Source organism: Rhizobium sp. R339 (assembly GCF_002211395.1).
In the GTDB taxonomy this organism is placed as follows: domain Bacteria; phylum Pseudomonadota; class Alphaproteobacteria; order Rhizobiales; family Rhizobiaceae; genus Rhizobium.
On record NZ_LOKV01000023.1, the window covers coordinates 278,793 to 292,926 of the forward strand.

Annotated in this window: 13 protein-coding genes and 3 pseudogenes; 7 read left to right on the forward strand and 9 right to left on the reverse strand. The window is 62.1% G+C overall.

Annotated features, from left to right (window positions below; genetic code table 11):
- Positions 1–7: 7 nt before the first annotated feature.
- The 4 genes from gshB (at position 8) to ATY76_RS20650 (ending at position 4,320) form a co-directional block, all read left to right on the forward strand.
- Complete coding sequence (gene gshB, locus ATY76_RS20635) at positions 8–955, forward strand: glutathione synthase (protein ID WP_088676574.1); 948 nt, start codon at positions 8–10, stop codon at positions 953–955.
- A 178-nt stretch (positions 956–1,133) separates the two neighbouring features.
- Entirely contained in the window at positions 1,134–2,666 is a 1,533-nt protein-coding gene (locus ATY76_RS20640) for a YifB family Mg chelatase-like AAA ATPase (protein WP_088676575.1), read from the forward strand.
- Between the two features lie 83 nt (positions 2,667–2,749).
- A complete protein-coding gene (locus ATY76_RS20645) occupies positions 2,750–3,667 on the forward strand; it encodes a hypothetical protein (RefSeq protein ID WP_141105030.1) in 918 nt (305 codons plus the stop codon).
- Positions 3,668–3,804: 137 nt separating this feature from the next.
- A complete protein-coding gene (locus ATY76_RS20650) occupies positions 3,805–4,320 on the forward strand; it encodes a hypothetical protein (RefSeq protein WP_088676577.1) in 516 nt (171 codons plus the stop codon).
- Between the two features lie 172 nt (positions 4,321–4,492).
- Here ATY76_RS20650 and cysK read toward each other — a convergent pair whose 3' ends face one another.
- From cysK to ATY76_RS20665, 3 genes are all read right to left on the reverse strand, one after another.
- Positions 4,493–5,455 (reverse strand): cysteine synthase A, encoded by a 963-nt coding sequence (cysK, locus tag ATY76_RS20655; protein WP_088676578.1) that lies wholly within the window; start codon positions 5,453–5,455, stop codon positions 4,493–4,495.
- A 144-nt stretch (positions 5,456–5,599) separates the two neighbouring features.
- A complete protein-coding gene (locus tag ATY76_RS20660; protein ID WP_088676579.1) occupies positions 5,600–6,217 on the reverse strand; it encodes a LysE family translocator in 618 nt (205 codons plus the stop codon).
- Positions 6,218–6,550: 333 nt separating this feature from the next.
- Complete coding sequence (locus ATY76_RS20665; RefSeq protein ID WP_088676580.1) at positions 6,551–7,453, reverse strand: DMT family transporter; 903 nt, start codon at positions 7,451–7,453, stop codon at positions 6,551–6,553.
- A gap of 111 nt (positions 7,454–7,564) precedes the next feature.
- Between ATY76_RS20665 and ATY76_RS20670 the strand changes: the two genes are divergently transcribed.
- Positions 7,565–8,029 (forward strand): Lrp/AsnC family transcriptional regulator, encoded by a 465-nt coding sequence (locus tag ATY76_RS20670; protein ID WP_088676581.1) that lies wholly within the window; start codon positions 7,565–7,567, stop codon positions 8,027–8,029.
- 14 nt (positions 8,030–8,043) lie between these two features.
- Here ATY76_RS20670 and ATY76_RS20675 read toward each other — a convergent pair whose 3' ends face one another.
- Positions 8,044–8,943, reverse strand: coding sequence for a GNAT family N-acetyltransferase (locus ATY76_RS20675; protein ID WP_088676582.1), 900 nt, complete (start codon positions 8,941–8,943; stop codon positions 8,044–8,046).
- Positions 8,943–9,413 (reverse strand): dUTP diphosphatase, encoded by a 471-nt coding sequence (gene dut / locus ATY76_RS20680; RefSeq protein WP_088676583.1) that lies wholly within the window; start codon positions 9,411–9,413, stop codon positions 8,943–8,945. The genes ATY76_RS20675 and dut overlap by 1 nt, the downstream gene beginning before the upstream one ends.
- Before the next feature lie 90 nt (positions 9,414–9,503).
- On the opposite strand from dut, the gene ATY76_RS20685 reads away from it, so the two are divergent.
- Positions 9,504–11,087, forward strand: coding sequence for a peptide chain release factor 3 (locus ATY76_RS20685; protein WP_039617451.1), 1,584 nt, complete (start codon positions 9,504–9,506; stop codon positions 11,085–11,087).
- A 3-nt stretch (positions 11,088–11,090) separates the two neighbouring features.
- On the opposite strand, the pseudogene ATY76_RS34290 reads toward ATY76_RS20685, so the two are convergent.
- Positions 11,091–11,327: pseudogene (locus ATY76_RS34290) on the reverse strand (LysR substrate-binding domain-containing protein); the annotation flags it as partial.
- Between ATY76_RS34290 and ATY76_RS20690 the strand changes: the two are divergent.
- A pseudogene (locus ATY76_RS20690) lies at positions 11,328–11,867 on the forward strand (glutathione binding-like protein); the annotation flags it as partial. It lies immediately after the preceding pseudogene.
- Between the two features lie 44 nt (positions 11,868–11,911).
- On the opposite strand, the pseudogene ATY76_RS20695 reads toward ATY76_RS20690, so the two are convergent.
- The 3 genes and pseudogenes from ATY76_RS20695 to ATY76_RS20705 all read right to left on the reverse strand — a co-directional run.
- A pseudogene (locus ATY76_RS20695) lies at positions 11,912–12,066 on the reverse strand (RidA family protein); the annotation flags it as partial.
- A 106-nt stretch (positions 12,067–12,172) separates the two neighbouring features.
- Complete coding sequence (locus ATY76_RS20700; protein WP_088676584.1) at positions 12,173–12,574, reverse strand: GFA family protein; 402 nt, start codon at positions 12,572–12,574, stop codon at positions 12,173–12,175.
- A 10-nt stretch (positions 12,575–12,584) separates the two neighbouring features.
- Positions 12,585–14,114 (reverse strand): carboxypeptidase, encoded by a 1,530-nt coding sequence (locus ATY76_RS20705; protein WP_088676585.1) that lies wholly within the window; start codon positions 14,112–14,114, stop codon positions 12,585–12,587.
- Between the last annotated feature and the right edge of the window lie 20 nt (positions 14,115–14,134).

Sequence of the window (14,134 nt, forward strand, 5' to 3'; positions counted from 1 at the left end):
GACGGAAATGGCCAAGATCACCAATGTAGCGGTCCAGATGGATCATGTCGCCGGCATCAATATCGCGGGCGATTCCACCTTCGCGATGAGCCTGGAGGCGCAGACGCGCGGTTACAAGCTTTTCCATTACACGCCTGAGCGCCTGAGCTTTCGCGACGGCAAGCTCTTTGCCAGCGTCGAGCCGATGCTGCTGCGCGACGTCAAGGGTGATCATTTCGAACTCGGCGCGTCCGAGCGCGTCGATCTCTCGACCATGGACGTGGTGCTGCTGCGGCAGGACCCGCCCTTCGACATGGCCTACATCACCTCGACGCATCTGCTCGAGCGCATCCATCCGAAGACGCTCGTCGTCAACGATCCGGCCTGGGTGCGCAATTCGCCGGAAAAAATCTTCGTCACCGAATTTGCCGATCTGATGCCGAAGACGCTGATCACTAGGGATGCAGCCGAAATCCGCCGCTTCCGCGACGAGATGGGCGACATCATCCTGAAGCCGCTCTATGGCAATGGCGGCGCCGGCGTCTTCCACTCCACCCGCGACGACCGCAACCTCTCCTCGCTGCTGGAAATGTTCGGCCAGCTGTTCCGCGAGCCCTTCATCGCCCAGCAGTATCTGCCCGACGTGCGCAAGGGCGACAAGCGCATCATCCTGGTCGATGGCGAATTCGCCGGCGCGATCAACCGCGTTCCGGCCGAGCACGACAGCCGCTCCAACATGCATGTCGGCGGCCGCGCCGAGGCGACCGAGCTGACGCCGCGCGAAAAGGAAATCTGCGAACGCATCGGTCCGGCGCTGAGGGAACGCGGCTTCCTGCTCGTCGGCATCGACGTGATCGGCGATTACATGACCGAGATCAACGTCACCTCGCCCACAGGCATTCGCGAGGTCAAGAAGTTCGGCGGCGCAGATATCGCCAGCCTGCTTTGGGATGCGATCGAGCGCAAGCGCGGCTGAGCCTCCCGGCCGCAGCCGGAGACGCGGGCATGATCGGATACAACCGAATGTCACTTGATACGTCCGAATATGTTCCGCGACTGTTCTTGTTTTATTCTTGTTTCCATGCAAGATTGCAACCGCTGGCCTTAAAGGCCGCAGGGCGGTAAGTAGAGTTTGCTGGGCAAGGGGTAGGCGGATGGTCGCGCGCGTCAGTACGGTTGCATTTCAGGGTATCGAAGGCGTGCCGGTCGAGGTCCAGGTCATGATCGCGCCCGGCAAGGTCGGAATGCAGATCGTCGGCCTGCCCGACAAGGCGGTTGCCGAAAGCCGCGAGCGCGTGCAGGCGGCCCTGCATGCTTCCGGTCTGGCGCTGCCGGCAAAACGGGTGACTGTCAATCTGGCGCCTGCCGATCTTCCGAAGGAAGGCTCGCACTTCGACCTTCCCATCGCGCTCGCTTTGATGGCCGCCCTCGGCGCCATTCCCGCCGATGCGCTGTCGGATTTTGTCGTCGTCGGCGAACTCAATCTCGATGGAACGATCGCCGCCATTGCTGGCGCTCTGCCGGCCGCGATCGGCGCCAATGCGCTCGGCAAGGGGCTGATCTGCCCGGCCGAAAGCGGCGCGGAAGCCGCCTGGGCCGGTGCCGACGTCGATATTCTCGCACCCCGCAGCCTGATTGCCCTCGCCAATCATTTCCGCGGCACGCAGGTGCTCTCCCGGCCGGAGCCGTCCATCCGCGCCAACGCCGCCAACCTGCCCGACCTCGCCGAGATCAAGGGCCAGGAGAGCGCCAAGCGCGCGCTCGAGGTCGCGGCCGCCGGCGGCCATAACCTCTTGATGGTCGGGCCTCCCGGCTCCGGCAAGTCGATGCTGGCGGCAAGGCTGCCCTCCATCCTGCCGCCGCTTTCGGCGGCCGAGCTGCTTGAAGTGTCGATGGTCCATTCGATCGCCGGCCAGCTCACCGGCGGCAAGCTGTCCGACCGCCGGCCGTTTCGCACCCCGCATCATTCCGCCACCATGGCGGCTCTCGTCGGCGGCGGTTTGCGCGCCCGCCCCGGCGAGGCCTCGCTTGCCCATCACGGCGTACTTTTCCTCGATGAGTTTCCCGAGTTCACGCCGCAGGCGCTCGATGCCCTCCGCCAGCCGCTCGAAGGCGGCGAATGCGTCATCGCCCGCGCCAATCACCGCGTCTCCTATCCGGCGAAATTCCAGCTGATCGCGGCAATGAACCCCTGCCGCTGCGGCATGGCGGGCGAGCCCGGCCATACCTGCGCCCGCGGCCCGCGCTGCATGAGCGATTACCAGGCCCGCATCTCCGGCCCGCTGATGGACCGCATCGATATCCGCATTGACGTACCCGCCGTTTCCGCCGCCGATCTCATCCGCCCGATGGCCGCCGAGGCGAGCGCCGACGTCGCCCGCCGCGTCGCCCGCGCCCGCGAAATCCAGCAGCAGCGCTTCGAAGCCGCCGGCGCCAAGGGCATCGGCACCAATGCCCGCTGCTCGACCGCCATGATCGAGAAACTCGCCGAACCCGACGCCGGCGGCCTGCAGCTCCTGCGCGACGCCGCCGAAAAAATGAAATTCTCCGCCCGCGGCTACCACCGCGTCCTCAAGGTCGCCCGCACACTCGCCGATCTCGACGGCAAGCCGACGGTCGGCCGGATGCATCTGGCGGAGGCGATCTCCTACAGGATTGCCGGGGAGAGGCTGTCGGCCGCGGCTTAGGGAAGAAGGACGATGCCGTTACAGTAAGTTGGTGATATGTCTTTCTCCTCCTACTACGCTTTTTTGCTATTTTAGGGTGGTCAATGGGACTTCTGCACGAAATTCAGAATGATGCCGTGGATCAAGCAAGCACTACTTCGTCACTGCTCCGCAAATGTCTCTTGTTGGCATCGCGAATCGAAAGTCTTCTGCTAGAAGACTGGGTCAGACACGAACTAAACGGCTATCCTGAGAGCGAAGAGGTGCCAGACTACCGAAGATTGTCGATGAACTTCAAAGGCAACTTCGTTGCCTCGTTTGGACGACAAATTACAAATGCCCCGATCCCCCAGCATATCGTGGGAAAAATTGCAAAGCGACCGAATATTGGGACCTATCAGTTTCGCGGAGCGGTAAGCACGCTTGATGATAGGCAGGGCATGAGCGAGAGTGGTACCCTGCGTGTTAATTACGATAATATGGCGATGTTCCTTCACGATAAGGTGTTTGAAGACTATCAATGCCTACAGTTTTGGGGTGAGATCTCGACTATGGCTGCGCTTGCTATTCCCGATATAGTAAAAACACGTGTCCTCGATTTTACCCTGAAACTGGCCAAAACCTATCCGACCGCTGGGGACCTGGTCGGTATGACAACAACGGACCGAGGAATGAAAGAAAACCTATCTCAGATCTTCAATACGACTATAAATGGCCAAGCCAATTTGGTGGGCGTTGCCGATAAATCAACAATTTCAATTGTGAACGAGGCAGGCTCCGTAGCGGAGCTACGCAAGGCGTTATTGGAAGCCGAAATAGAACCCGTTGATCTTGGCGAATTGGAAAGGGCAGTAGGAGAAGAAAAACAGGTTGTTGCACCGGGAAAATTTGGTCCGAAGGTAACTGCTTGGATCGGGAAGATGGCCGGGAAAGCAGCCTCGGGCGCATGGGGTGTCGGGCTCACTGCTGGAACAAAGCTCGTAGAGTCTGCGCTTCTAAGATTCTACGGGTTCACACCGTGAACTCGCCGCAAGCGACAGTCGTCGCATCCGTCTCGTCGGAGTGATCTCCTATTTATTCCTGTCGAAAGGCTGACAACTGCGGCGTAGGAAGAAGAGGTGCAGGAGCGCCCAAGACCCCGGCAGCGTTCGTGGTTAAGATGTACCGCTACGCCAACCCATCAACTCACCCGAAAGATAAAGATATGGCGACAGTTAAATTCTTTAACGTCGAAGACGACACCGCGATTCTTTTTGGTGCAAATGGAACAGCGCTCACGGCGTCCCTTGCGGCCGTGGCGGGGATGATTTCGAACATTAAGTTCTCAATCCCTACGTTCCCAATGTGGATTTATTTCCTTGGCCTCATTTTTGCCTTTGGATCCAAGATGGTAATAATGGCTTATAATGGTGACATCCGCGAAAGAGAAAAGAGCCAAGCGACCCGCGATTTCCTCCTTGAGATCAAAGACGATCCGAATTTAATCGACGCCTTGAAGGCCGATTGGGACATCCAGTGGAAGACGATGGAGGAGAGGCGGAAAGTCTTATTGAGCCCCAACGTCGCTGAACGGCTTAACTATTGGCGTGCCCTATTTTTCTTCGCGTCAGCACTATGTTTTCTCGTTGGGACCTCCACCATCATTTGGTTTGTGGGTACGAAGGCTAGCGTTTAGTCACCCATTGTTGTGTAATTGTCGTTCCCAGTTCTTGTTGCGTTCCTTGCCCCCGAAAGCAGGGGGGCGGGTTCTTTAACACAGCCAATTGAAATACGGCCTCCGGCTCAGTCGCGAAATTGTAGCGGAGCGCCTAAGCGCTCCGATAATCTGCTGGGAGGTCAAGCCTACCTCAGCCCCCCAGCCCCTCAAACAGCGCCGTCGACAGATACCGCTCGGCAAAGGACGGGATGATCACGACGATGTTCTTCCCCGCATTCTCCGGACGGCTGCCGACCTTGATCGCCGCCGCCAGCGCCGCACCCGAAGAGATCCCCACCGGCACGCCTTCGAGCCTTGCGACTAGGCGCGCCTGTTCGAAGGCCTCGTCATTGGTGACGGTGACCACTTCGTCGTAAATACCGGTGTCGAGGATTTTGGGGGCGAAGCCGGCGCCGATGCCCTGGATCTTGTGCGGGCCGGGATTGCCGCCGGAGAGGATCGGCGAGTCGGCCGGCTCGACGGCGATGATCTGGACTTCGGGCTTGCGGCTTTTCAGCACCTGGCCGACGCCGGTGATCGTGCCGCCGGTGCCGATGCCCGAGACGACGATATCAACTGTGCCGTCGGTGTCGTTCCAGATTTCCTCGGCCGTCGTCTGGCGGTGGATTTCGGGATTGGCGGGATTTTCGAACTGCTGCGGAATGATGGCGTCGGGAAGCGACTCCGCCAGTTCTTCGGCCTTGGCGATGGCGCCCTTCATGCCCTTCGGCCCTTCGGTCAGCACCAGCTCGGCGCCGAGCAGCACCAGCATCTTACGGCGCTCGACCGACATGGTCTCCGGCATGGTGAGGATCAGACGGTAGCCCTTGGCGGCGGCGGCGAAGGCCAGCGCGATGCCCGTATTGCCGGAGGTCGGCTCGATCAGCACCGTCTTGCCGGGGGTGATCTTGCCCTGGGCTTCCAGGCTCTCGATCATCGCCACGCCGATGCGGTCCTTGACGGAGGCGATCGGGTTGAAGAATTCGAGCTTGCCGATCAGGTTGGCGACGACGCCCTTTTCCCGCGCCAGCTTGTCGAAGCGCACGAGCGGCGTGTTGCCGATGGTCTCGGTGATCGAGGAATAGATGCGGCCGCGGCCGGGCTTGTGCGACATGGTGCTCTCCCTTTTGAAATGCGGTTCTGAAATTGAGGAAGAGAATAGGGTCAAAGCGCGCGCGAGGCCAGACCGCGTTCATGCCGGGGCAGGCGGCCGCGGAGAAAAAAACCTTTGAAAACCGTTTCTTGCGGAATGTTTATTTCAGGCCGCCCGCGTGGCGATGAAGGCAGCCGTGCCGGCGAGGATGCCGGCGGCAACCCGGTTCAGCGCCTGCAATGCGCGCGGTTGCCTCAGCATCGTGCGGGCGCGTGAGGCGAGCAGCATATAGGGCACCAGCACGGCGATCAGCACCACGAAGGTCGCGGCGAGCAGCATGGCATAGTCGGCGAGCCCGATATTGCCGATGTCGATCAGCGTCGGCGCAAGCGCGACATAGAAGAGCATCGTCTTCGGATTGCCGAGCGTTACCAGCAGGCCGGAAAGGAACGACATGCCGATATTGCTGGACTTGCCTGCGGCAATATCATGCGGCAACAGCCCCGCCGTCCAGAGCTTCCAGGCGATATAGCCGAGATAAAGCGCCCCGGCGATCTTGATTGCGATGAACACCTCGGTGAAGGTCTGCGCCACGAAGGCAAGGCCGAGAATGACGGCGGTGAGGTAGATCATGTCGCCGAGCACCAGGCCGAGGCCCATGAAGAAGGTCTCGCGGAAATTCGAGCCGAGCGCGCGGGCGACGATCGCGGTAATCCCGGGTCCGGGGATGGCGGCCGCGATGAACAGCGCTCCGGCATAGGCAAGCAAGGCGGCAAGGCTCATGGGTCGCTCCCTCTTCCCCGGTGTCTTATGCCAGGTGAGCGGCGCCATCAATGCATCGGCGTTGATGGGTGCATCACGAGAAGGAATGTCTGCCGCCGCCCTTGCCGGAACACGCCCTTAGAACAGGATGATTTTAGGCTCTTTCGGCCTAAAATCTGAATCCTGTTCTAAATTAAAGAGTTAGAGCGTGTCGCGCAAAAGTGTGCGCGGTTTTGCGATAACGACACGTGTAAAAACAAAGACCTAAAGCACGGGGAGCGAATCTGAAAGATCGCGACGTGCTTTAGAGCATGATGTCGCCCGAAAACCGCCTGCACTTTTCGGCATCATGCTCTAGCTCTGAAGCGCCCTTGGCCGCAGCCATCGCGGCGCCCAGCCGAGATTCATGCCGGCGGCGGCAAGGAGAATGGTCGCAGCACCGGCGATCTGCATCGGCTGCAGCGCGTGGCCGAAGGCCAGCCGGTCGACGAGGATCGCGGCAATCGGATAGAGGAAGGAGAGCGCGCCGGTCAGATGCGTCGGCAGCCGCTGGATGGCGCCGTAGAGCAGCACATACATCAGGCCGGTATGGACGACGCCGATGGAAACCAGGATCGCCCAGCTTCCGGCATCCGCGGGCGGATGGGAAAAGTCCATCATCGGCGCCAGCATCAGCATGCCGGTCGCGACCTGGATCAGCGCGATCAGATGCGGCGGCGTGCCTTTCAGCCATTTCGCGGCAAGCGCTGCGAGCGCGTAGAAGAAAGCCGCGCCCAGCGCCATCAGGATGCCGAGGCCGTAGCTCTCGAACGTATCGCCGCTTCCGCCCGGTTTTGCCTGAACGATCGCCATCATGCCGGCAAAGGCGAGCGCCAGCCAGAACAGTTTGGCGGCGGTGATCTTCTCGCCAAGAAACAGCGCGCCGAGGACCAGCAGCATGAAGGGCTGGGTGTTGTAGACGGTCGTCGCGACCGAGATCGTCGCATGCGAATAGGAGGCGAAGAGCAGCAGCCAGTTGACGACGATGGCGATGCCGCCGAAGACGGCAATGGCGAAGGCGCGCAGCGTGATGATGCCGGGCCGCAGCAGCCCGAGAGCGCCGCAGATGGCAAGCAGGGTGAGCGCGCCGAACAGGCAGCGCCAGAAGACCACGCCGCTGACCGGCTGGCCGGACATGACGACGAACCAGCCGATCGTCCCCGAGATCAGCATCGCTGCCGTCATTTCCGCCGTGCCTCTTCTAATGTCGCTGCTCATGATCGCCTCCGTTTTGCTGAGGTGATAATATTGCGGCGAGGGGCAAAATTATATAAAGATAAAAACGAACTTCGCTGCCTTCACCTAATAATAATAGGGGGAATTACGCCCATGCCTAACGATGTCCAGCCGCCGGATGAAATCGATCAGGCCATTCTGGAGGCGCTGGCCGGCAATGCCCGCATCTCGCTAAAGGAGCTGGCGCAGCAGGTGGGGCTTTCCTCGCCGAGTGCTGCCGAGCGTCTGCGGCGGCTGGAGGAGCGCGGCGTCATCAAGGCCTTCACCATCGATCTCGATCCCGCCGCCGTCGGCTACCCCCTGCAGGCGATCGTCCGCGTGCGGCCGCTGCCGGGACAGCTGCATTTCGTCGAGCGCCTCATTCAGGAAATTCCCGAAATCGTCGAATGCGACAAGGTGACCGGCGAGGATTGCTTCATCGCCCGCCTGGTCATCCGCTCGATGGCGGAACTTGACGGCCTCCTGGACAGGGTCGCCGAACGTGCGGAGACCAACACCGCGATGATTAAAGCCTCGCCCGTCAAGCGCCGCCTGCCGCCTTTGTCACGTGGGAAATAGATCGGCGAAACGGGTTAGAAATCCGCCATCGGCGAGAGCATCGCCGGAAAATGCGGAGCATCGTCACCGAGCCCGCGCAGCATCAGCGTCGTCCCGCTTTCAAAGGGCTGCGGAGCGCCCGTCCAATCGAGCTTGTCGGGACGGAAGAGGACCTCGACGGTGGCCGAGGCAATGTCGAGCCCGCCGAGGATCGCGGCGAGCGACGGGATTTCCGCTGCCACGACATCGAGAAGGCTGAAGCGGCCTGTCCCATCCATCTTCCAGGCGACGACTGCCTGGCAGTCTTCCAGAAAGCTGATGCGGACATCGGGATCGAGCTGCGTGTTGATGAGAAACATCGCCGCATTCATTGCCACCGAGAGCGTCGTCGAAACCGGGCTGCGTGCTTTCAGCAGCAATTGCAGCAGGGCAAGATCCTCCGCATCCGCCGGCAAAAGCGGCCGGGCGGCTGTGGCGTCAATCGCGGGGGCGGGGGCCGTTCCCACATATCGGTGCAGCGGCATCGCGCGAAAACCGTAAGGCTCATAGAGCGACGGTTTATCGGTGTAGAGGACGACGGCTTCGAACCCCTGCCGCTCGCACCAGTCGAGCGCCTTCGCCGTCAGATCGCGATAAAGCCCGCGACCGCGCCACGGCGGCCGCACCGCACCCGATTGCAGCCCGGCGGCATGGACGATCCGGCCGTTGAGGGCAAAGGGCAGCGCAAAGGCCGTGAGATTGGCTGCAAGCTCGCCCTCGGCGTCAAACCAGCCGAACGGCATGCTGGTGGGATCCGGGCCGCCAAGCTGTTGCAGCGGACCGATGTCGATGCCGAAAATATCCTGGAGCAGCCGGACAAGCGCAGTCCAGCCGGCGGGATCGCCGAAATACTCCTGCCGGAAGGTAAGGCCCGCGCTGTCGAGGCCCGTTGCCATCACACGCCGGTGGAGCCGAAGCCGCCGGCGCCACGCGCGGTTTCGCTTGCCGCGGTGATCTCCGCCACCCGCGCCTGGGTCACCCGCGCGATCACCATCTGGGCGATGCGCATGCCGCGCTCGACGGTGAAGGCTTCCTCGCCGAGATTGGCAAGCAGCACCTTCACTTCGCCGCGATAGTCGCTGTCGACGGTGCCGGGTGAATTGAGGCAGGTGATGCCGTGTTTGAAGGCAAGGCCGGAGCGCGGACGCACCTGACCTTCGAACCCTTCGGGGATTTCGAAGATGAAGCCGGTCGGCACCAGCGCCCGTTTGCCGGGCAGAAGCGTTAGCGGCGCATCCGCGTCGACGGCGGCGCGCAGGTCCATGCCGGCCGCCCCCTTGCTTTCATAGGCGGGCAGGTCGAGGCTTTCGCCATTCGGAAGACGGATGAGGTTCAGCGTCGGGCGCGTATCATGATGAATGGTCATGGCCCATTACTTTGCGCCCCGCGCGCCGAGGTCAATTGCAATCTCGGCCTTTAATCGTTAGATACGCCGCAATTCCACAGGATTCACACCATGGCCGAAAGTCTCGCCGAGGCGGTCTCCCGCCGCCGCACATTCGCTATTATCGCCCACCCGGACGCGGGCAAGACGACGCTCACCGAAAAACTGCTGCTGTTCGGCGGTGCCATTCAGCTTGCCGGCGAAGTCAAGGCGAAGAAGGACCGTATGCAGACGCGTTCCGACTGGATGAAAATCGAGCGCGAGCGCGGCATCTCCGTCGTCACCTCGGTGATGACCTTCGAATATAACGACAATGTCTTCAACATCCTCGACACGCCGGGCCACGAGGATTTCGCCGACGACACCTATCGCACCCTGACGGCGGTCGATGCCGCCGTCATGGTCATCGATGCCGCCAAGGGCATCGAGCCGCGCACGCTGAAGCTTTTCGAAGTCTGCCGCATGCGCGATATCCCGATCATTACCTTCATCAACAAGATGGACCGCGAAAGCCGCGATCCCTTCGAGATCCTCGACGAGGTGGAAGAGAAGCTGGCGCTGGATACGGCGCCGATCACCTGGCCGATCGGCCGCTCGAAAACCTTCTGCGGCTCCTATCATCTCGCCAACAGCACCGCCCGTGGTTCCGATACCGAAGTCGAGACGACGCCGGTCAATGGCCCGCAGGCCGTTGCCGGCAAGCTGCCGGAAAACGAGCGCCAGGCCTTCATCGACGAGACCGAGCTGGCGATCGAAGCCTGCCGGCCCTTCGACCGCGACTCCTTCCTCGAAGGCCATATGACGCCTGTTTTCTTCGGCTCGGCGCTGCGCAATTTCGGTGTTCGCGATCTGATCAACGCGCTTGGCGAATTCGCGCCGCCGCCGCGCGACCAGGTCGCCGATACCAGGACGGTGCATGCGACCGACGACAAGATGACGGCCTTTGTCTTCAAGATCCAGGCCAACATGGATCCCAACCACCGCGACCGCATCGCCTTTGCCCGCATCTGCTCCGGCAAGCTCGAACGCGGCATGAAGGCGAGGCTCGCCCGCACCGGCAAGCAGCTCGGCCTGACGGCGCCGCAATTCTTCTTCGCCTCGCAGCGCCAGCTGGCCGACACCGCCTATGCCGGCGATGTCGTCGGCATTCCCAATCACGGTACGCTGCGCATCGGCGATACGCTGACCGAAGGTGAATCGCTGGTCTTCCAGGGCGTGCCGAACTTCTCGCCTGAGATCCTGCGCCGCGTGCGCCTCGAAGATGCGATGAAGGCGAAGAAGCTCAAGGAAGCCCTGCAGCAGATGGCTGAAGAAGGCGTCGTCCAGCTGTTTTCGCCGGAAGACGGCTCGCCCGCGATCGTCGGCGTCGTCGGCGCCCTGCAGCTCGACGTCCTGAAGGAGCGCCTGATGGCCGAATACGGCCTGCCGGTCTCCTTCGAAATGTCGCGCTTCTCCGTCTGCCGCTGGATCTCCGCCGACCAGCCTGCCGATCTGGAAAAATTCCTGACCGTCAAACGCGGCGATATCGCCCGCGATCTCGACGGCGATCCTGTTTTCCTCGCCCAGGACGCCTTCTCGCTGCGTTACGAGGCGGAGCGCTATCCGGCGATCAAGATGGTCGCCATCAAGGAATATCACGCCGCCAAGGCGGCGTGATCCTCATCCTGCCAGCCGTTCCGCCAGGAAATCGACGACGGCGCGAACCGCCGGCAGTTGGCCCCGCCTGTGCGGCATCAGGATCGTCGTGTCGATACTGCCGGCCGTCCAATCCGGCAGCACTCTCATCAGCCGCCCGTCGGCCAGCGCCTTCCGGCAGACGGATGTCGGCAGGCAGGTAATGCCGAGCCCGGCCGCGGCCGCCTCCATCAGGACTTGCGGCTGATCCGCGGCCATCAGTTGCTGGAGGATGGCAGGCCGATCAGTGAAAGCATGGCGATCCTCCATCATATAGCCGCACGCGGCATCGGCAGCGGTCAAAGCTTTGCGCAGGGCTCGGAGGATTTCGATCGCCTGAACCAGATGGTCGCCTACCTCAACACCAGTTTCTTCGGCGCCTTCGCCCCGCTCTGGCATGCGGTGGAACATCCGCTGGAACCGGGTGCAAAGCAGGCTTTGACGGCTTATGGCATAGCCGCGGTCGAGAAGGCGCATCACAAGCTGGAGCGCCTGCTCGATGGGCGGGAATGGCTCCTCGGCGACGGGCCGAGCCTGGCGGAGGCCTATTTCGTCGGGATCGCCAGATGGAACGATTTCCATAAGGTCGTGGATCGCCGCCAATTTCCAAGTCTGAACCGTCTCTATGAGCGCGTGCAGCGGGAGCCGGCCGTGCGTTTCGCGCATGCAATCGAGCATCGGCAGGAGACGAGAAGCAGCGGCGCTTTCCTCGGTGAAATCGATCTGGCTGAAGCCCTCGGCCTGTTGAAATCGGCAGCCTGAACACATGGCCGTCGCGCTCTTGTGGTGCGACGGTCACTTGCCGTTCAGCCGGCCGCGATGATCTCGATTTCAACCAGCCAGTCGTCGCGCAGCGTTTCGACGATGATGGCAGTGGTTGGCACCGCGCGACCGTTCAGCGCCCGAAGACGCGCATTCTGTTCGCCTCCATCGAGGCGCCGTCCCTGAGATAACTCGTCAACGCCGCTGCCGAGGGATCTGTTGAAAAAGTTTTCGTATCGCTGGAATAACTTCCTTACCGCGGTCTTCATCAGTCGCTCTCCTCGATTGCAGCCTGATGTCTCGGATCAATCCTCGCCATCGAACCGTGGCAGCGGCTCGATAGTCTCCACCCAAGGCAAGGCTGAGCGGCACCAGATCTGTTTTCTGGGCGCCAGCTCCCGCCGCTGATCGATGCCGCCGAGGCGGATGCCGACCGCGCCGCCGTCGTCATCCGTGCGGTAGAGGGGCGATCCGCAATTCGGGCAGAAGAATTGCCGGCTGAGGCCGCCGCTGTCGCCATATTTGGCGTAGCCTTTCGGCTCGCCCGATATCAGGCTGAAACTTCCCGGCCGCGCCGGCGCCGTGACGCGATAGGCCGAGCCGGTCAGCCGCTGGCAATCGGTGCAGTGGCAGATCGAGACCCGCTCCGGATCGATCTCCGCCAGATAGCGGATTGTCCCGCAGTGGCATCCTCCTGATATATGCATCGGCAATTCCTCAATCCGCCGGCTGAGCGAGCGGACGCGTGGCGTAGAAGGCTTTCGCATCCGCCGTGAAGGCGGCCCGCTGGTCGGCTTTGGTGTAGAACATGTGACCGCCGCGATAGAGTTTCAGCCCGACGCGGCCGCCGGCGAGCGACGGCGGCAGATGATCGACGACATAGCGGCTGACGCTGTAAGGCGTCACCACATCGCTGTAGCCATGCGCGATCAGGAGATGGAAGGCTGCATTCGAGGCGAGCAGCTGCCTGACGTCGTCGGTAGCGCTCGCCTGGAAGCGCGATCCGCCGCGCCCGCCGCCCCATTCCCAGCGCCGGCTGATATCGCCGTCGAGCAGCGAATAGGTCATTTCAGTCTTGAAGCCGAGTTCGCTGCGGGCATAGTCTGCGAAAGCGCCGCCATAGGCCCGGGTAAAGCCGTCGAGAATGGCGTCGTCCCCGCGGTCGTAGTCCGATTCCGGATAGGGGTCGGGGGCTGCGAAGGAGGCGTCGTATGAACTCATCACCTCGCCGCTTCCCGCATCCGAGTGCTTGACGAAGGAATTGCCGAGGAAGCCTCGGTTGCGGGTGACGATGTCCTGAGGAATGCCGGTCAATCGCGAGACCTTGCCGTAGAAGGCATCGGCCTCGGCGCCTGTTGGCGGCGGACCGGCCAGTGTGATCAGATAATCGCCGAGCGCGAAGGTCTCGGCCTCGCGCTGCTTCTCTTCGTCGAAGGCGTTGTCCCGGTCGAGCTTGGCCGCGGCCAGCGATGGCAGCTCCAGCGCGGCGCCGAGCGCGAACTGATCGGCACTGAACATCAGCTGGCCTTCGAGCAAGGGCGAAAGCATCACCGCGCCGGCGATGATGATGCCCTGGCTTTCCTGCAGCGCCGAGGCGACCTTGGCTGCACGGAAGCCGCCATAACTTTCACCGAGAAGATATTTCGGCGAATTGGAGCGGTTGTTGTGGGCGACATAGAGCGCGATCGCCTTGGCAATGCTCTGGGCGTCGGCATTGACGCTGTAATAATTGGAGGAGTCGTCCGCCTTTACCGTCCGGCTCCAGCCGGTGCCGATTGGATCGATGAGCACGAGATCAGTGAAATCGAGCCAGCTTTGCGCGTTGTCGACCAGCTTCGCATTGGCGCCGTCGCGGCCCTGCGGCCCGAAATCGAGGACTTTCGGCCCGACCAGCCCGAGATGCAGGAAGGCGGAAGCCGCTCCCGGCCCGCCATTGAAGGCAAAGGTCAGCGGCCGATCCGGCCCGCCGTCCTTCGCGACATAGGCGGTATAGAAGATCGCGCCGGTCTGGGCGCCGTCCTGGCCGAAGAGATCGAGGGTGCCGGCGGTCGCGGTATAGGCGATCGTCCGCCCGCCGATCGTCAACGTGTGATCCGTGACGGAATCGGCCGGCAGCAGCTTCAGCACGCCGTCGCGCGCGCTGCGTTCGACATTCGCCTGGCGTTCGCCGCCTTCCTGCGCCGGGGAAGGGGCAGGGGCGAGCGGTGCCATAAGCGCGGCGAGCAGAAACAGGGTTCGTATGCGCACGACTTGTCCTCCGGCGAATC

Coding starts and splice junctions, on each gene's coding strand:
- gshB (WP_088676574.1), top strand. CDS start 8: ATGGCCAAGATCACCAATGTAGCGGTCCAGATGGATCATGTCGCCGGC.
- ATY76_RS20640 (WP_088676575.1), top strand. CDS start 1,134: ATGGTCGCGCGCGTCAGTACGGTTGCATTTCAGGGTATCGAAGGCGTG.
- ATY76_RS20645 (WP_141105030.1), top strand. CDS start 2,750: ATGGGACTTCTGCACGAAATTCAGAATGATGCCGTGGATCAAGCAAGC.
- ATY76_RS20650 (WP_088676577.1), top strand. CDS start 3,805: ATGTACCGCTACGCCAACCCATCAACTCACCCGAAAGATAAAGATATG.
- cysK (WP_088676578.1), bottom strand. CDS start 5,455: ATGTCGCACAAGCCCGGCCGCGGCCGCATCTATTCCTCGATCACCGAG.
- ATY76_RS20660 (WP_088676579.1), bottom strand. CDS start 6,217: ATGAGCCTTGCCGCCTTGCTTGCCTATGCCGGAGCGCTGTTCATCGCG.
- ATY76_RS20665 (WP_088676580.1), bottom strand. CDS start 7,453: ATGAGCAGCGACATTAGAAGAGGCACGGCGGAAATGACGGCAGCGATG.
- ATY76_RS20670 (WP_088676581.1), top strand. CDS start 7,565: ATGCCTAACGATGTCCAGCCGCCGGATGAAATCGATCAGGCCATTCTG.
- ATY76_RS20675 (WP_088676582.1), bottom strand. CDS start 8,943: ATGGCAACGGGCCTCGACAGCGCGGGCCTTACCTTCCGGCAGGAGTAT.
- dut (WP_088676583.1), bottom strand. CDS start 9,413: ATGACCATTCATCATGATACGCGCCCGACGCTGAACCTCATCCGTCTT.
- ATY76_RS20685 (WP_039617451.1), top strand. CDS start 9,504: ATGGCCGAAAGTCTCGCCGAGGCGGTCTCCCGCCGCCGCACATTCGCT.
- ATY76_RS20700 (WP_088676584.1), bottom strand. CDS start 12,574: ATGCATATATCAGGAGGATGCCACTGCGGGACAATCCGCTATCTGGCG.